13 protein-coding genes are annotated in these 17348 nt (G+C 57.0%); 9 read left to right on the top strand and 4 right to left on the bottom strand.

Features of this window, described 5'->3' with window-relative positions; genetic code table 11:
• Positions 1–51: 51 nt before the first annotated feature.
• Together EI77_RS05145 and EI77_RS05150 are read left to right on the top strand one after the other, a co-directional pair.
• Positions 52–2031 carry a vWA domain-containing protein gene (locus EI77_RS05145; RefSeq protein WP_133793664.1) on the top strand — a complete coding sequence of 660 codons (1980 nt, stop codon included), beginning with the start codon at positions 52–54 and terminating at the stop codon, positions 2029–2031.
• 196 nt (positions 2032–2227) lie between these two features.
• On the top strand, positions 2228–5122 hold the full coding sequence (locus EI77_RS05150; protein ID WP_166647051.1) for a PSD1 and planctomycete cytochrome C domain-containing protein: 2895 nt from the start codon (positions 2228–2230) through the stop codon (positions 5120–5122).
• A 36-nt stretch (positions 5123–5158) separates the two neighbouring features.
• On the opposite strand, the gene EI77_RS05155 is transcribed toward EI77_RS05150, so the two are convergent.
• From EI77_RS05155 to EI77_RS05165, 3 genes are all read right to left on the bottom strand, one after another.
• A complete protein-coding gene (locus EI77_RS05155; protein WP_133793666.1) occupies positions 5159–6028 on the bottom strand; it encodes a hypothetical protein in 870 nt (289 codons plus the stop codon).
• Between the two features lie 76 nt (positions 6029–6104).
• Positions 6105–8069 (bottom strand): SUMF1/EgtB/PvdO family nonheme iron enzyme, encoded by a 1965-nt coding sequence (locus tag EI77_RS05160; protein WP_133793667.1) that lies wholly within the window; start codon positions 8067–8069, stop codon positions 6105–6107.
• 20 nt (positions 8070–8089) lie between these two features.
• On the bottom strand, positions 8090–9334 hold the full coding sequence (locus tag EI77_RS05165) for a tetratricopeptide repeat protein (RefSeq protein ID WP_133793668.1): 1245 nt from the start codon (positions 9332–9334) through the stop codon (positions 8090–8092).
• Positions 9335–9484: 150 nt separating this feature from the next.
• Here EI77_RS05165 and EI77_RS05170 point away from each other — a divergent pair, with 150 nt between their 5' ends.
• The 3 genes from EI77_RS05170 (at position 9485) to EI77_RS23280 (ending at position 11469) form a co-directional block, all read left to right on the top strand.
• Positions 9485–10660 (top strand): anthranilate synthase component I family protein, encoded by a 1176-nt coding sequence (locus EI77_RS05170; protein ID WP_166647052.1) that lies wholly within the window; start codon positions 9485–9487, stop codon positions 10658–10660.
• Between the two features lie 265 nt (positions 10661–10925).
• Positions 10926–11267 carry a hypothetical protein gene (locus tag EI77_RS05175; protein WP_133793670.1) on the top strand — a complete coding sequence of 114 codons (342 nt, stop codon included), beginning with the start codon at positions 10926–10928 and terminating at the stop codon, positions 11265–11267.
• Between the two features lie 37 nt (positions 11268–11304).
• The gene (locus EI77_RS23280; RefSeq protein ID WP_166647053.1) at positions 11305–11469 is read left to right on the top strand and encodes a hypothetical protein; all 165 of its coding nucleotides are present in this window, start codon (positions 11305–11307) and stop codon (positions 11467–11469) included.
• 83 nt (positions 11470–11552) lie between these two features.
• Here the strand turns inward: EI77_RS23280 and EI77_RS05180 are convergent, their stop codons facing one another.
• On the bottom strand, positions 11553–12296 hold the full coding sequence (locus EI77_RS05180) for an AraC family transcriptional regulator (RefSeq protein ID WP_208300268.1): 744 nt from the start codon (positions 12294–12296) through the stop codon (positions 11553–11555).
• Between the two features lie 70 nt (positions 12297–12366).
• On the opposite strand from EI77_RS05180, the gene EI77_RS05185 reads away from it, so the two are divergent.
• From EI77_RS05185 to EI77_RS05200, 4 genes are all read left to right on the top strand, one after another.
• Complete coding sequence (locus EI77_RS05185; protein ID WP_133793671.1) at positions 12367–14394, top strand: FAD-dependent oxidoreductase; 2028 nt, start codon at positions 12367–12369, stop codon at positions 14392–14394.
• 183 nt (positions 14395–14577) lie between these two features.
• Entirely contained in the window at positions 14578–15702 is a 1125-nt protein-coding gene (locus EI77_RS05190; RefSeq protein ID WP_166647054.1) for an alpha/beta hydrolase, read from the top strand.
• A gap of 89 nt (positions 15703–15791) precedes the next feature.
• Entirely contained in the window at positions 15792–16118 is a 327-nt protein-coding gene (locus EI77_RS05195; protein ID WP_133793673.1) for a putative signal transducing protein, read from the top strand.
• A 14-nt stretch (positions 16119–16132) separates the two neighbouring features.
• Positions 16133–17341: a redoxin domain-containing protein gene (locus EI77_RS05200; RefSeq protein ID WP_133793674.1), complete on the top strand. Its 1209-nt coding sequence runs from the start codon at positions 16133–16135 to the stop codon at positions 17339–17341.
• Positions 17342–17348 lie beyond the last annotated feature (7 nt).

Raw genomic sequence — 17348 nt, forward strand, 5'->3', positions numbered from 1 at the left:
CAGCCCATTGAATTGTAACCTCGCAAATTTTTTAGCGCTTCTTATTGGGAGATGCTCAAGCGCCTACCGATTTTCCTCTCCTTTTTTTGCTTCTCCAGCGCGGCCCTGGCAGACCCCACCTCTGTAGAACTGATCTTAGATTGCTCCGGCTCCATGTGGAATAAACTCAGTGATGGCCGCTACCGCATTGATGCTGCCAAGCAGGTGCTGAGCGAATTCATCGCCACGGCTCCGGAAAAAGAAGACCTCCACATCGGGCTCCGGCTATACGGTTCCAAGATCTCACATCGCGAGCCAGGGGCATGCGAGGACACGGTACTGGTGCTGCCGATGGAGGGATTTCAGCGAACGCAGATGCTGCAATATGTGAAGGAAGCCCGCGCCATCGGTGCGACGCCGCTGGCCATTTCTCTGAATGCGGCGGCGGATGATTTTACGAAGCCTGGCAAGAAGCAGGTCATCGTTTTCACCGATGGTGAAGAATCCTGTGGGGGCGATGTCGCCGCTGCTCTAGCCCGGCTGAAATCTCAAGGCATCGATGCAGATGTGCGGATCATCGGCATTGGCTTGCCCAAGGCTGTGGCGGAGCGTTTCGCCATCCTGGCCCCCATCGAAAATGCAGACAGTGTAGCCAAGCTGGCGGAGGCATTGAAGAACGCCACCTCCACCACCGTGACCCCACCTGCGGCACCTGTGGTGACCAAGGAAAAAGTGACTGTGCGCGTGATGAAAAATGGGGAACCGCTAATCGAAGGCGGAGTCTCCCTGATGAGTGTGGAAAAAGTGGCGATGAACCTCGTGAAAGGGGAAGAACCCGGCACCTGGCAGGCCGAGCTGCCACCCGGACTCTACACGGCCACCGTGACACCTGCGGGCCGCCGTTTTCCAGACCTGGGAGTGGCCAGGGGCGCGGACAATACTTTCATCCTGGATGTCACCGAGATGCCGAAAGTAACCATCGAGATCCCCAATGAGGAGATCACCGTATTCCAGGAATTCACACTGATGTTTAAAGGAGCGAACGGCGTGGGAGATCAATACATCATCCTGGCTCCTGTGGGTTCCCCGGATTCCGCGCAGCCAAATCTGCGCGATGCCATCGGCAAAGAAGCAACGATGACCATGTGGGCACCCGATCTGCCCGGCATGTATGAAGCACGCTTTACCCAAAAAGGAGCCGATTATCAAAACGTGCTCTGTGGCCGCTCCAAGCCTTTCGAGGTCAAGATGCCTGCGGTAACGCTGGAACTTCCTGCCCTCGTCGCAGCGAGTACGCCGATGACTGTGAAGTTCAAAGCCCCTGTGCAACACAGTGACTGGATCGGCTGGGTCAAGGCCGGCGCTGCTGATGGTGAGTATGCCATTTATGCCCGCCCATCTGATCAAAGCGACCAGGTGGAGTTACATGCACCGGCTGAACCCGGGGACTATGAAATGCGCTATTCCAATGATGGTGCCATCACTCCCTTTGCCCGCAAGGCATTCAAGGTGGAAGGAGCCGTCATAGCTCTGGAAGCTCCAGATTCTGCCATGGCGGGTGCCTATGTTGACATCGGCTGGAAGGGCGCACCCGACCTGGCCCACATCTACATCACCATCGTGGAGAAAGGCTCCTCACCTGGCTCTTATAACGACTACCAGCGGCTGGGCAGCGGACAGAATACGCTCAAGGTCCAGGCTCCACGCAAGACAGGTGACATGGAAATCCGCATCAATGATGAGAAGCAGCAAAAGGTTCTCTTTTCACGCCCCATCAAAATCACTGAGATGAAGGCCACCGTGGCAGGCCCTGCGGAAGCGGCAGCTAAAAGCACCCTCAACATCACATGGACTGGCCCGGCCGGAGGCGGAGACTTCGTGACCATCGTCAAAGCTGGGGCCGGTGACAGCGAGTATCTGAATTACTTCTACACCAAGGAATCCGCAGCCACCATGGACCTCATCTTACCGGAAGAAGCAGGTGCCTATGAACTGCGTTATGTCACTGGGGATAACCAGGTCATTGCGCGGCAAGCGGTCACAGTAAAATGAACTTTCGATGGCCCGCTAACCAATGATGCTGTCAATACCATTAGTTGAAGTACGACATTCTGAAGAATAAACTGGAAGTTTTAAAAACGCCATGGCCACGCCAGTGCCTGGATAGTCCATCGACAGAGCAGAGTCTTCCCGCAACAGAGGAAAGCTGAAGGGAGCAGGCTTCGTTTGAGAGGAGGTGAAGCGTTTCTTGTTCCTCCTTTCCCTCCTGAGCAGCCCGGCTTGGGCCGTGGACTTCTCCAAGGACATCCAGCCTCTGCTTCAACGTGCCTGTTATGAATGCCATGGCAGTGAAGTGGCCAAGGCAGGGCTGCGTCTGCATGAAAAAGCCAGTGCACTCAAAGGCAGCGACCACCAGCCCGTGATCGTGCCCGGAAAGCCGGAGGAAAGCGAGCTTCTGCGCCGTGTATCCCTCCCACAGTCAGATAAAGAGGCCATGCCACGCCGCGGCACTCGGCTGACGAAACCGGAAATCACCGCGCTACGCAGATGGATCGCTGAAGGAGCTAGGTGGCCAGACACAGTCGCGGCAGTCAAGCATTGGGCGTATCAAGCACCTGCAAGGCCGGAGGTGCCGTGGAATGCGGCTTCCGTTTTTCCCATGTCAAATGCGACACCAAATGCTATCGATGCTTTTGTGGCCTCGAAGCTGGTGGAAGCAGATTTAAATCCCTCACCTCCAGCTCCGGCTCACACGCTCCTGCGCCGATTGTTTTTTGATCTAACGGGACTGCCCCCAAATCTTGAAGACCAAAAAACCTTCCTCCTGACCAGTGAAGCCTCTTATGAAGAAGCGGTGGACCATCTTCTGGAGTCGCCAGAATTTGGTGTGAAGTGGGCGCGGCATTGGCTGGACCTGGCACGCTATGCCGATTCGCACGGTTTTCAGCGGGATGATTTGAGAGACGTCTGGGGCTACCGCGACTGGGTGGTGGATGCCTTGAACCAGGACATGCCTTTCGACCAGTTCACCCTTGAGCAAGTGGCTGGTGACCTCCTGCCTAACCCAACACCTGCACAGATCATCGCCACCGGCTTTCATCGCTGCACCCCGACAAATGTGGAGGCGGGGACCGAACCTGAAGAAAGCCGGATCAACCAGGTGATTGATCGCGTCAACACCACCGCGGCCGTCTGGCTGGGCAGCACGCTGGAATGCGCCCAATGCCATAACCACAAGTATGACCCCTTCAGCCAGGAGGATTATTACCGGCTGCTGGCCTACTTTAACAACACGGAAAAAGAGGCGGAACGAAGCAACCCCAAAACACCCGGTTCCATCCGCTTTGACGGTGTGCCTTATGCCATGCCTGAGGCGGATAAAGACAGCGCCAGGGCTAAGCTCTCCCAGCAACTGGAGCAGGTGAAAGAAGAAATGGCCAGGCTGGAGGCCACGGAAACCTCAGCCGATGGCCATCCCGTGAAGATGCAGGGGCCACTGCCACTGAAGCCTGCGGAGATCCAAACAGCCTCCGGCGCTGAGTGGGAGGTGCAGAAGGATCAGAGCATCCTATTCATCGGGGAGGTTCCAGACGTGGATTCTTACACCGTGGATTATGAAGTGTCACCGGGTTCGCTCACCGGCCTGATGCTGGAAGCACTGACAGATCCTACCCTGCCCGCGGGAGGCCCCGGACGCGCAGAAGGAGGACGGCCTAACTTCGTATTGCAACACCTGGAAATCTCCGTGGTGGGTGCAGATGGCAGCATCACACCCCTGAAGTTCAGCGAAGCCTATGCCAGCTTTTCCCAAGCGCGTTTTGATGTGAAAGGGCTGATTGATGCGGTCCCCACGACAGGCTGGGCCATCAATCCTGAATTTTCAAAATCCCACTGGGCGGCCTTGATTCTGGAACATCCGCTGACACTCACCGCCGGCATGAAGTTGAAGCTGCATCTGGTCCAGGAATACGGTGGAGGTAGAGTCATCGGAAAGCTGCGTTTCTCAGCTTTCAGCCAGGATGTAAAATCGCATCTGCCTGCAACGGAGACCTTGGGTTCCACCAGAAAGCGCCCGGCCATGCTGGCCTTGGATAAAAAATTGAAGGCGCTCCAGAAGAATATCGACGCGCTTAAACCAGCAACCACTGAGGTCATGAGGGAGCTGCCTCAGCCACGCATGACCGCTATCTTTAAACGCGGCCTATACACCGACCCGGCAGCCCCGGTGACTGCGGGTATCCCGGGCATTTTTGACCAAAAGGCCGAAGGCCCGCCCAACCGTCTCACACTGGCGAAATGGCTCGCCTCCAAAGATAACCCCCTCACCGCCCGCGTCGCAGTGAACCGGATCTGGGCAGAAATCTTCGGCCAGGGCATTGTGACCACCGTGGAGGATTTCGGCATTAAAGGAGCCACACCTTCACATCCTGAACTTTTGGACTGGCTCGCCATTGAGTTTATGGAGCAGGGCTGGAGCCTGAAGACGCTCCTGAAACAGATCGTCATGTCCCAGACTTATCGGCAGAGTTCGGTCATACCTCCGGCTTCTCCAGGTCTTGAAGCAGACCCAGCCAATGCCCTGCTGTGGCGCGGCCCTCGTTTCCGGCTGGATGCCGAGGCTATCCGCGATAATGCACTGGCGGTATCCGGCCTCCTCAGTCTGCAAAAAGGCGGAGCACCCATCCGCCCTCCGCAGCCGGATGGCCTCTGGGCCAAAGTGGGCGGTCAGCAGTACAAATATTTGGTTAGTCCAGGTGAGATGCAATACCGGCGCGGGCTTTATGTGGTGCTGAAGCGCGGCGCTCCTTACCCCAGTTTTATGAACTTCGATGCCAGCGCACGCATGGCCTGTGTGGTGAAGCGCGGCCGCAGCAATACGCCTCTCCAGGCACTGACTCTGCTGAATGATCCCGTCTATGTCGAAGCTGCCCAGGCATTGGCAAAGGCGATGCACACAGAGCCGGATGCACCCTCACGCTTGCGGGCGGGCTTTCGCCGGGTGCTCTCGCGTGAGCCCACCACAGAAGAGCTGGCCATCATGCAGCAGCTCTATGATGCGCAGATTCACCTGGGTGAAGTCCAGGCGCTCGTGGCTGTGGCCAGCGCGCTGCTGAATCTGGATGAAACAATTACCAAAGGATGATCCAGCCCGGCATCTTCGGGATGAAGTAGCAAAAAACTACTCCAGCCCCGGAGGTTTATCAGACACATTGCGGCCTGTATTCGCGGGTTTCGGCGGCGGCTTGCTCGGGTCAAAGAAGTCTCCACCCCGGATCAGCACATCTCCATTTGGATCAATCGACATCTGCGGACGATCGCCGTTTTCTTCCCGGTAATAGGACCGTTTTTTGAGTGATCCATCCGGCGCGACGACGCAGTGGGCGTAAATATGGGGCTGCGCCAAAAACAGCACATTGAGACTGTTCGAGCGGTCCAGACTGATCTGCGGATCATGGGCCATCGTGATGGGCCCGAGGCGGAAGGTCTGCAGCCGCAGATTGCTCTTGTCATCGATCAGCCGGACATACAGCGACGTGCTGTCCACATCGGTAAAAAGAATCACGGCATATCGGCGGGCCGTGCCTGCTCCCTTGAATCCCTCCGGCACGCCATACGCCTGCTCCCACATGGGCTTGTTATCCGTGATATTAAAGCGCAGGCGGGTGCTTGTATAAAACTGCCCGGAGGGCATATGCGCCACGCGGGCGGTCAGGCCATAATTGCCAATTTCGGTCGGTGAGTAGGCATCTGTAACGATGATCTTTCGCTGAATGGTACCGCCAGCAGGAATCTGCGCAAGTTCCACACCCGAAACCTCAATCGGCGAAAGCGACCTGCCCGTCCGGTCCGTCATTTCAAACGAAAGCCAACTCGCACGCCCCGGACCGCCCAGCACCACCTCCGCTCCAGAGCGGTTCGTGATCGTCACCGTGGCAGGAATAGCTTCCAGAGCCAGAAAGTTGGTCCTCGGCAGGGTCATTCCCACCTGGAATTGGGCCTGCGCAGTCAGCGTCAGGGCAAGGAAGAGGAGGGGGGTAAGAAAGCGCATAGCAGATTGAAAGCGGAAAATTGGGCTGCCGAAAATATTAAAATGCATCGCGGCGGATGAATAAGACTAAAAACACTCACTTTCCAGCCGAGGGAGCCTGATCACTGGCCGTCCGAAAGCCACGGGCCAGGGAGGTTTCCATGGCGGATTCAGCAAAAAAGCGGCTGGTCAGCAAATCCTGGCTGGTTTTCAGGGCAAAGTGTCCCCCACGCACCACCGGCACGCGCAGGTCAGGGTAATCAGGATGTGATGGCCAGGGCGCTCCGGTCATCTCACTTGCCGTCCATTCAGAGACATTTCCCGCCATGTCACACACACCATAGGGACTCACATCCAGGGACTTCCGGTCCACCGGTGCCCATAGGTTATAGCCATCTTTGCCGCCTCCCTTGCCGTTGGCATCATAGTCATCTCCCAAATTGGCCGCTTCTTTATTGATCTTCGATCCCCATGGAAAAGGGAGTCCCAACTCGCCCCGGGCTGCTTTCTCCCATTCCTCTTCCGTGGGCAGCCGCTGCCCTTTCCATTTGGCAAAGGCATAGGCATCCCACCAGTCCACCTGGGTCACCGGCGTATTCAGGCTCATCGGCTGGCCGTTATAGGTGGCTCCCGCCTTGGCTGCTGCATAAGTATCCGTCCACTTGGCCGGAGCATGGCCGCTTTTAGATTTTGGCTGGTCAGGATGGTCAAAGCTAGCCGGGGTGGCGGACTGCTCCAGCGCCTTCAGAAATTCATTATACTGGCCGATGGTGACCTCGTGCTTGCTGATCCAGAACGCGGGCAGGTTTCGGGTCTGCTTCTTCTGATAGATGAAAGGCCCTGCGGGGATGGCTACCATCTCCTGCTCCATCATCGTTGTGCCGGAGGGCGTCGCCGTTCCCACCAGATTTCCCAGGCCGAAAACCGCTGCCAGAGCCGCCGCCGCCGCCGCCCAGACCCACCAGGGAGTCGGACGCCTGCTGGCAGATGAACCTTCCTCGGCTTCGATCCGGCGCATAATGCTGCGTTCCCGCATGGCATCACGCACATCGTCCAGCGCCTCAAGGAGTCCAGACCAGTCGTGCCCTCCATCCGCCAGCGTGGCCAGCAGTCCACGGGCCTTTCCTTCACTGGCCAGCGGCTGGACCAGTTCCAGAAGCGCAGCCACCTCCTCCTGCGCCACGCGCGGGCGGCTGCTGGCAGGACGGAAGATATTCACGATGCTCGCCTGGTTTTCCGCATCCAGGTAAATATCCCGTGCATAAAGACGGCGGTGATGATACCCGCGCTCCACGGCGTACTGCATGGCCTCCGCCACGCCGAAAAGCATCTCAGCGATTTTTTTTTCGGACAGGTGCTCATTCGCCGCCTGCATTTCTTCCAGATTCCGCCCGCGCGGCAGCTCACGGGTATAAAAAATCAGACCATTGACTGAGCCTGCCTCATACAAAGGCGCGATGCGCGGATGCGAAATGGAGGCCTTCAGCCGCTCACGTTCTTTAAAGCCCTGCACCGCTTCCGGCTGGCTCAGCAGATCCGGCCTCAGCAGGACCATGGCCACAGGGCGCTGCACCGTCACCTGGATAGCACGGTAAGTTTCGGATTCCGTCTCCTGGGTCAGCCTGTCCTGCACCTGATAATTTCCCAGCATGGTCCCAGGGGCCAGGAAGGGCGGCAGTTCCACACACTGCGGCGGTGGCGGCATCTTCAGCGCTGCCTGGGCTTTCGTGACCAGCTTGGCTTCCGTATAAGGCGCATCCAGCAGCACCGGCCAGCCCGCGATTTGGGATTCAAATCCTGTCAGGTCATAACGCGTGGTAAAAAGCACTTTTGCCTGCGGATAACGCCCCAGCACGGCGTCGCGTAAATTGAACCCGGTTTCACCACTGGCGGCAGGGATGGCCTCCGTGATCAGCAGGTCCAGATTGTCTGCACGGCTGATCCAGCTCCGCGCTTCACTCACACTCGCCACGCTATGGACTGTCCACTCAGCTTGCTGGCGGAGGGCTTCGCTTCGGGGACCGCGGGTATCGGCGTTGGCATCAAGAAAAAGAATCGTCATCGTATCGGGGGGGCGGGCCGTCAGTTCGTCACCGGCGGGAGCAGAGGGTTCACTCCGCCCGGCTCGGCCTGGGGCGTGCGTGAACCAAAATCCAGGAGATCGCGCGGCTCAGCGGCCACATCCTGGAGTTTGTTCTGATAATACAGCCGGACCACGTAGCCGTGATATGAACGGCGGCCATGGGCGGTGATTTCTCCCGGGGTGAGTGCCGGCAGGAAATAGGTGACATCCAAAGGTTCTTCCCCAATGCCGCTCCAGTCCACAGGCGCTGCAGCCCAGGTGGAAACGGGTTCATCGGCGATGGTGAGGGCGACTTTTTCGCCATTCACCCGATCAAAAAAATACACATCAATATCCACCTGGCTGGGGTCCAGGGTATTATTGCCCTGCCTAAGAATGGGAATACGCAGCACCACTTTTTCCCCATTCACCGCAGTTGGATCACGCACTGCCTGACAGGCACCCAGGGTCAGCATCTTCGCTCCATCCCCTCCCACCAGGGCAGAAGAGCTAGGGCCAGCTACCTGATTCCCCACCACTGACGGGCTAGTCAGACGCCTTTGGGCCAGATCACGAAAACCAGCCGCTTTGGTCGGATCCATCTCTTCTAACTGCCGCCAGAGCGTCGCCGCCTTGTCTGATAGGCCCATGGTTTCATAACACTGTGCCATCTCTGCCATCACCTCAGGGCGCGCTGGATACTGTAGATCCGCACGTTTCAGGACTTCCAAAGCACCTTGCATGTCCCCAAGCCCCCGCACTTGTTTGGCCAATTCGATCATTTCTTCCAGAGACATGTTCGCCACACCATCGCCCACAGGCGTTTGAGGAACTTCCAGGCCCAAAGTAGGCGCGGGTGGTTTTGGCAGACTTGTTTCTGGTCTGACAGGAGATGAAGTGGGTGGTAACACTGGGGCCTGAGGAACTGGCACCTGTGGTGGAACGCCTGTAGGGGCGGCGAATGAGCCAATGGCAGGCGGGGCAAATCCCGGTGTCGGAGCGGCTGTCGAAACTGGATTCTGCGCTGGAGCCAGTTGCCCCACGGACGGAGGACTAAAACTGACCGTTGGTGTCATCGGCGCACCCAGGAAGGGTAAGGAGTTTCCCTGTGTCGTCTTTATCGGCTGTTCACTGCCTCGGGAGCCCGTCCAGAGTGCCTGGATCACCAATATCACCTGCACCGATGCAAGCAGGCACAAGACGAGGAGGGCCGTCCCAGTTGCACGGCCCCGGTCAGCGTTGAGAATGGAAGAGGCTTTAGCCATGCCGATTGCCGCAGGAAATTCGTATGGTACGGTCCACGCTCCGAAGTGTCAATGCTCCAGCCCTTTTCCACCCATTCTCCCCGTAAAAAAGGAGGATCGTGGACACGAATTGACTCGAACTTGGGATCCCCTGAAAAATTGGCCTCCCAGTTGGCCTCGTTTCCAGGCTTTATCTGGTTGGACAGCGCCGTCACCCAGCCAGGCTCGGTCTCCATCCTCACCGCTTGGCCAGACCGTATCCTCCGTGGAAAAATGAGTGACGACTGGTCCCAGGTCGAAACCGTCCTTCAGGAAGGAATCACCGCAGGAAAACCCGGCGGGCTGTACGGTTGGGTTGGTTATGACGGGCAGTTTGTCCTCGGCGTTTATCCACATGCGCTGCTTTATGACCACGAAAGCAACGAATGGTTCGATTGTGGCGGTTTTTGGCAGAAATGGCAGTCTGAAGCCCCTTTTGAGCCGGCCCCTTTCACTCAGAACACTCCTGAAATCCCTTTTCAGGCCCTTGTCTCAAAGGAAAACTTTCTGGCTCAGGTGCGCCGTGCGCAGGATTACATCCGCGCGGGGGACATTTATCAGGTGAATTTGTCTCACCCCTGGCGTGCTAGCTGGCCACCCGGCACTCCCTTTTTACCCCTGTATCAACGGCTGCGTCAGGTCTCTCCCGCACCCCACGCCGCCTGCCTCAACCTGGAAGGCACCACCCTCTTCTCAGCCTCTCCTGAGCTTTTTCTTAAACTCTCCGGCCGCACCATCGCCACCCATCCCATCAAAGGCACCCGGCCCCGCTACCCACAGGATCCTCCCCGTGACGCCGCTTCTGCCCGTGACCTCCTGGCCTGCGACAAAGAGCGCGCCGAGCTGCTCATGATCACGGACCTGGAGCGCAATGACCTTGGGCAAGTTTGCGAGTTCGGCAGCGTGCAGGTGCCCGACCTCTGGCGGGTGGAAAGTTTTGCCCAGGTCTATCACCTCGTCTCCACCGTCATCGGTGTCCTCCGCCCAGGCATCAGCCATGCCTCAGCTTTCCGGGCGTGCTTTCCCGGTGGCAGCATCACCGGTGCGCCCAAAAAACGCGCCCGCGAGATCATCTCAGAACTGGAGCCTTATCCGCGTGGACTCTATACCGGTGCTATCGGCTTCTTCGGCTTTGATGGGGAAAGCCAGTGGAGCATCGCCATACGCACCGCAGTGAAGAAGGGTGACGAGATCACCTTTCATGCCGGGTCGGGGATTGTCGCAGACAGCATCGCAGAAAAAGAGTGGGAGGAAACCTATCACAAGGCCTCGGGCATTCTCGCCGCCTGGTCTCAGCCTAACCAATAACATTTCCATGTTTTGGCCGCGCGGGGTGGGCAAGATGGCTCTTTTGATCGGCCAGCTGCTGATGCATCGTGCAAAGGACAAACATGGTCGCCTGCTTCATGCAAAGAGCAATCTTTCAGCACAGGATATCCGGTTCAATTAATTTTATAATACGTTGATGCTCAATGCATTAAGATACTAACAAACTCTATGGGCACGGCTTTGGCTATAGGATAACACGAGACCGTTAAATCAGCGGCTTCCAAATTCTAACCTACCAACCCGTATGAAACGCATTATCCAAATTCTGTGCCTTGCAGTTGCAACCTTAGGTTTGTCCAATTGCACCGCTTATGTCGAAGACACTGGCTATGTGGCCTCACGTCCCGGTCACGTTTATCGTGGTGCTCCTTACCACCATCGTGGCCCGTATTATGGCAGTGCCCGTTATAACCACGGCAGTAACGTCGCTTATCGCACCTCTTCCCGCTACGGACGCAGCCACCGTGACTATGACCGCAATGACCGTCACCGCCATGACTCCCGTCATAACGTGCGCCACCATCCTCGCTCATCGCGCTCATCCATTGACGCTCGTCTGAGCACCAATGTGGGCCTCTTCCGTTAAACCCTCGTTTTTCAGTCAATCCTAAATCAACCTCACCATGAAACACATTCGCACTCTCAGTCTGCTGGCCACACTCGCCATTGCCCTGCCTAGTTGCAGCACCAACGTCAATGCCAGCGGTCGCGCAGGTAAATCCCGTCCCCACTCCCATCAGCACAGCTCCAACACGGGCGTGAAGGCCAATGTGAACGTGGGCCTCTAATTTGCGGCTCGTCAAAATCCCCCCATGGGGCGGATGGATATCCTCCATCTGCCCCATTTTTTTCGCTTTATGTTAGGCCTCCATCAAACCAAAGCATGCCTTTGGCGAAACTGACGCGGGGTCATTCCCGTACGCTTACGAAACTGCTGCGTGAATGCGCTTTGATCGCAAAATCCGTGATTGAGCGCAATATCGGCGATCGTATCCCCCGCATGAGTCAGGGCTTCTGCCGCCGATTGAATACGGATGCGCAGCATCAGCTCGTGGGGAGTGGTGCCCAATGTTTCCCGCAGCTTCCGATGTAACTGCCTTTCGGAAACTCCGATCGCCCTGGCCAGATCCACCGCCGACAGGCTCTGACTCATGTTTGCATGCAGGTAGGTAACAGCGGCAGCCACCTCCCGCACTCGGTGCTGAGCAGCCGGTTCATCATGGCGGCGGCTCATCCCCATGACGCCAATGATGTCCCCAACCTTTCCCTGGATAGGCAGCTTCGTCGTCAAGAACCAGTTCAGCTCCCGCTGTTCATCCAGCCATAGTTCGAGCCGGTTCACGACTGGACGGCCTGTGCGGATGATTTCCTGGTCATCCTGCCGGAAAGCCAGCGCCACATCTGGCGGGAAAAAATCATCATCCGTCTTGCCCACAATCTCACTCTCCTGCTTCAATCCCAGGCGCTCCAGCTTGGCCGCATTCGCCGTGATCATCCGCCCCTCCACATCTTTCACAAAAAAGAAGACTCCGGGCAGATGATCAAACATGCTCCGCATCGCCTGCGGATCAGACATGCGGGAGAAAAAATCAGCTTGGAGACGCGTTCGGCTCATGGCAGGGATTTAACAAAATTTGGCGCTCAGACACAAGACGCCACCCGTTTACCTCTGCTATTCTTAAATCATGCGCACCCTTCTTTTTTCCCTTTTCGCCCTGGCTCCATTCCTCTGTGCGCAGGAAACGGATCTCGTCATCTACGGCGGTACTCCTGCCGGTATCAGCGCCGGTATCACCGCAGCACGTGAAGGAGCATCCGTTGTCATCATCGAGCCCACCCAGTGGATAGGGGGCATGGTCACTGGCGGCCTCTCCCGCACCGATGTCGGCAAAGAGAAAACCATCGGCGGTTTTCCTCGTGAATTTTTCACCCGCGCAGCAGCAGCCAAGCCGGAGACGAACATGTGGTATGCCGAACCCAAAGTGAATCTGGTCACTTATGAAGCCATGCTCAAAGAAGCTGGGGTCAAATTCATTACCGCACAGTCCTTGAAGTCCATCACCAAAGAAGGAACTCGCATCACCAGTCTAACCACAAGTGACGGAACCACCTATACAGGAAAAATGTTCGTGGATGCCAGCTATGAAGGCGACCTCATGGCCGCAGCCAAGGTCAGTTACATCGTCGGTCGCGAAAGCCGCGCACAGTATGGTGAGCCCCTGGCAGGATACTATCCCATGCCGATCCGCCCGCGCACGGTAGAAGTCATGGAAAGCGATTGCCCCAGCATTGGCGGTACCGGCCCCTCTTACATCCACGGCACACCCGTCAGCATCCCGGCCCTGGATGCCGCAGGCAAACCTATCTTCGGCGTTTACGCAGACCCCAAGCTAGAGCCTGGAAGCGCCGATGGACTCACCCAGGCTTATAACTTCCGCATCACCGTCACCCAGCGGCCGGACATCTTCGTCCCCTTTCCCAAACCAGCCTCCTATGATCCGGCCAAGTACGAACTGCTGCTGCGTCTCATCCAGGCCTTCCCTGGCATCCGCTTTGGCCGCATCTTTCACATCGGCAGCACCTCCCATGGCAAATATGACCTCAATGCCCAGGGACTGTTTTCCACCGACTATCCAGGTGGCAACACCGAGTATCCCGATGGCGACGCCGCCACCCGCGCTGCCATCTGGCAAGACCACGTGGATTTTATCCAGGGCATGCTCTGGTTCCTCGGCCACGACGAACGCGTCCCACAAAGCCTCCGCGACCAGGCCAATTCCTGGGGCCTCTGCAAAGACGAATATACCGATAATAACCACTGGCCCTATGCCCTCTACATCCGTGAAGGCCGCCGCATGATCGGCGAATACGTCATGATTCAAAACGACCTCCAGGGGGATATCTTCAAGGATGACTCCATCGCCATGGGTTCCTTCCTTATCGACTGCCACATCGTCCAGCGCATCGTCGCAGAAGACGGCACCGTCCGGGATGAAGGCAGCTTCCCGGATGATCCCGCCATGCCCTACCAGATCGCCTATCGCAGCCTCACCCCGAAGCGTGCCGAGTGTGAAAACCTGCTCGTCCCCGTCTGTTTTTCAGCCAGCCACATCGCCTACTGCTCCATGCGCATGGAGCCCGTTTATATGGCCATGGGGCAGGCAGCAGGCCTCGCCTCCGTCATGGCCGTTAAAGGAGAAACCTCCGTCCAGGGCATTGATGTACCAGCTCTGCGCAAGAAACTGCTGGAACAGAACGCCGTGATCGAACTCGGCGAAATGGCCTCCATGATCCGCTCCTCAAAACTCCCCGGCATCGCTCAAGATGACAAAGCCGCAGAAACCACCGGTAAATGGACCAGCAGCAGCTACGGCACCCCCGTGGACGGCTTCAGCCTCAATGATGGCAATGCCAACAAAGGCCAAATGAGCGTCGTTTATACCCTCAAAGTTCCTACCGATGGCCGTTATGAAGTGCGCGTCTCCTATGTCACAGCCACCAACCGCGCCAGCAATGTGCCCGTGACCATCCAGCATTCAGAAGGCAGCGAAACCGTCCTTGTGAACCAAAAGCAACAGCCCGCCATCGACAGCCTCTTCACCAGTCTCGGTACCTTCAACTTCAGCGCAGACAAACCTGCCATCATCACCATCACCAACAAGGACACCGATGGCATCGTCGGCGCGGATGCGGTTCAGTTGCTGAAGCAGTAATGCATACCTTGTTTTAGTCGTCTTCGTGGCGGCTGTTATACGGAAAAGTAAGACATGGACCTTTCAAGACTGATCATTCATGCTTCCAGTATGAAATGGCTCCTCTTCATGGTTCTAGCGCATCCTCTGTTGGCAGCGGAGCCACTGACGCTTCCTCTTTGGCCAGAGGGTGCGCCTGACAAAATGCCTGTCCCCTCCGAAACCACTGCCGATTTCATCCGCAAGCGGGCTGGCAAGACGACCGTCACGAACGTCTCATCTCCGACCATCACCGTTTACCGGCCAGAAAAGCCTAACGGAACAAGCGTGATCGTGGCTCCGGGTGGGGGCTATGCTTTTCTTTCTGCCGTGCATGAGGGAACACAAGTCTGCGAATGGCTGAATACCCTGGGCGTCACCGGCATTCTATTGACCTATCGCACGCCCACCCGTGATGAATCCGCACCTCATCAAAAGCCGGTTCAGGATGCTCAGAAGGCATTGGAGATCATCCGGCTGCATGCCACAGAATGGAAACTGAAAGGTGACCGCATTGGATTCCTGGGTTTTAGTGCGGGCGGTAATTTGCTGGCGCATCTTGCCTGTGATCGCAGTCCCGAAAACTATCCTCAAGATTACGATCAAGATGCCCAGAAGCAACGCCCGGACTTTGGCGTCATGATCTATGGTGGCGGATTTTTGGACCCGGCGGATCCGATGAAACTCAAACCTGGCTTCACCGTTCCTCCAGACGCTCCTCCGCTGTTCGTCGCCTGCGCGGGAGATGACGGCACCAATCCCGTTGCCGCCACCCTTCTCTATCTGGAATACAAACGGCAGAACCTTCCTGCGGAAATTCATCTCTATTCAGAAGGAGGCCACGGCTTCGGCATGAGGGAAAACCACCAGCCTATTAACCATTGGCCTGCCCGCTGCGCCGGGTGGATGGACAGCCGCGGCTGGTTGCCCACAATGGCCAAGCTGGATACCTCCATCAGACGTAAAGAAAACGAACTCAAGTCCATCACCCAGCAACTGGCTGCCTTTGGCTGTGCGGATGACCTTCCCCTCTTTATGCGGGAAATCGCCAAGGTTGAAGCCCGTCTGACATCATTAAAAGCCTCCCAAAAGACATCGAATCCCCAGGTGATCCAGCAGCTTGAAACACACCTGACAAAAATGCGAGCTGCCGTAGATCGTATGAAACTGGACATGTCCAAAAACACCTTCGATCCTGCCGAATTCGAGGCTGCGAAAAGCGCTCTGGTCAAGCTGCAAGCTGAACGCGACTGGCTCCAGCAGATACAGAGCAGCCCCGCTGCCCGTTAGGTTCACGCCAAAGCAGTTATTGATTCAAGGACCAGCTGCCCCCGGAATTACATTTGTGATCTTCACCAGACACAGTTTGTTGGTCCACAATGAAACCTGTCTTTGTGGACCCCGACCTGACACGCGTCAGCTTTGCCAGAAATCTCCTGGAGGCTGAAGGCATCAGCTGTTTTATCCAGAATGAAAATACCCGCACCCTGGGTCCCAGTGTGGCCGGGTTCAGTTACACTCAGCTACTGGACCCTTCCCTCTGCATCCTGGATGACAGCCAGGAAAGCGCCGCCGTGGAGATCATCCGCACCCACTTCCAAAACGTCACTGCCGAGGGACCGGAATGGCTCTGCAAGAGCTGCAATGAATCCAATCCAGCCGCGTTTGATCTATGCTGGAGCTGCGGTGCCGAACACCTGCCCTGATCCCTCCCCCTTTCATGAAACGTTGCCTCCTCTTCATTGCGGCACTTTCCGCGCTGGCCATCCCCCTTGCTGCTGAGGGCCAGGTTAAAAAAACAGCTGCCAGTCTTCCCGAAGGTTTCCACGAGCTCCAGATCGGCGATGCCGCGCCCGACTTTGAACTCGTCGGCATTGACGAGGAAATGCATACCCTTCAGGACTATGCCCAGGCAGATTTCCTGCTGGTCGCCTTCATGAGCAACCATTGCCCCACCTCCCAGGCAATAGAGGACCGGCTAAAAACGATGCTCCGGGAGTATAAAGGCAAAGGACTGCGCGTCGTCGCCATCAACCCGAACGACCCCGCCGCACTGCGCCCGGATGAACTCGGCTATTCCAAATACAACGACAGCTTCCCCGAAATGAAGCGTCATGCCAAGGACCAGGACTTCAGCTTTCCCTACCTTTACGATGGCGAGACGCAAAAGACCGCCCTGGCCTATGGCTGCTTGGCCACACCTCACGTCTTCCTTTTTGATCAGGAGCGCAAACTCCGTTACCAGGGCCGCTTCGATGACTCACGCTTTGCCGATCCCGCCAGCGTCACCAGTCCCGATGCCCAAAACGCCCTCAATGCCCTCATCGCAGGCCAGCCCGTCGCCGTTCCTGTCACCCTCCCTCATGGCTGCTCCACCAAATGGATCACCCATCGTGAGCAAGTCGTCACCGACAATGAAAAATGGGAGAAAGGCGAGGTCCATGTCGAGCTCATCGATGCCAAAGGCCTCGCCGAGCTGCGCAAGAACGACACTCAAAAAGTCCGCCTTTTCAATGTCTGGGCCACCTGGTGCGGCCCCTGTGTGAAGGAGTTTCCTGAGTTGGTCGCCACCTCCCGGAAATTCGGCCTTCGGCATTTCGAGTTCATCAGCATCAGCATGGACGATCCCGAAACCCTGCCCGAGGTGAAAGCATTCTTGGAGAAAAACAACGCCATCGTCCCCGGCAGACTCAAAGCCAGCCTCAAGGCCGAAGGCCGCAAAGGCAATGCGTACATCTTCAATGAAGCCAGCAGCGATGCCCTCATCCAGGCTCTGGATCCCGAATGGCCCGGTCCCATCCCCCACACCCTCGTCGTCGCCCCGGGTGGCGAGGTCATCTATCGCCACAACGGCATCGTCGATGGAGATGAATTGCGCGCCAAAATTCTCGAGCACATGGGCCGCTTTTATTTGCCCGAGCCACCCTGATTTGTCT

This window comes from Prosthecobacter fusiformis (genome assembly GCF_004364345.1).
In the GTDB taxonomy this organism is placed as follows: domain Bacteria; phylum Verrucomicrobiota; class Verrucomicrobiia; order Verrucomicrobiales; family Verrucomicrobiaceae; genus Prosthecobacter; species Prosthecobacter fusiformis.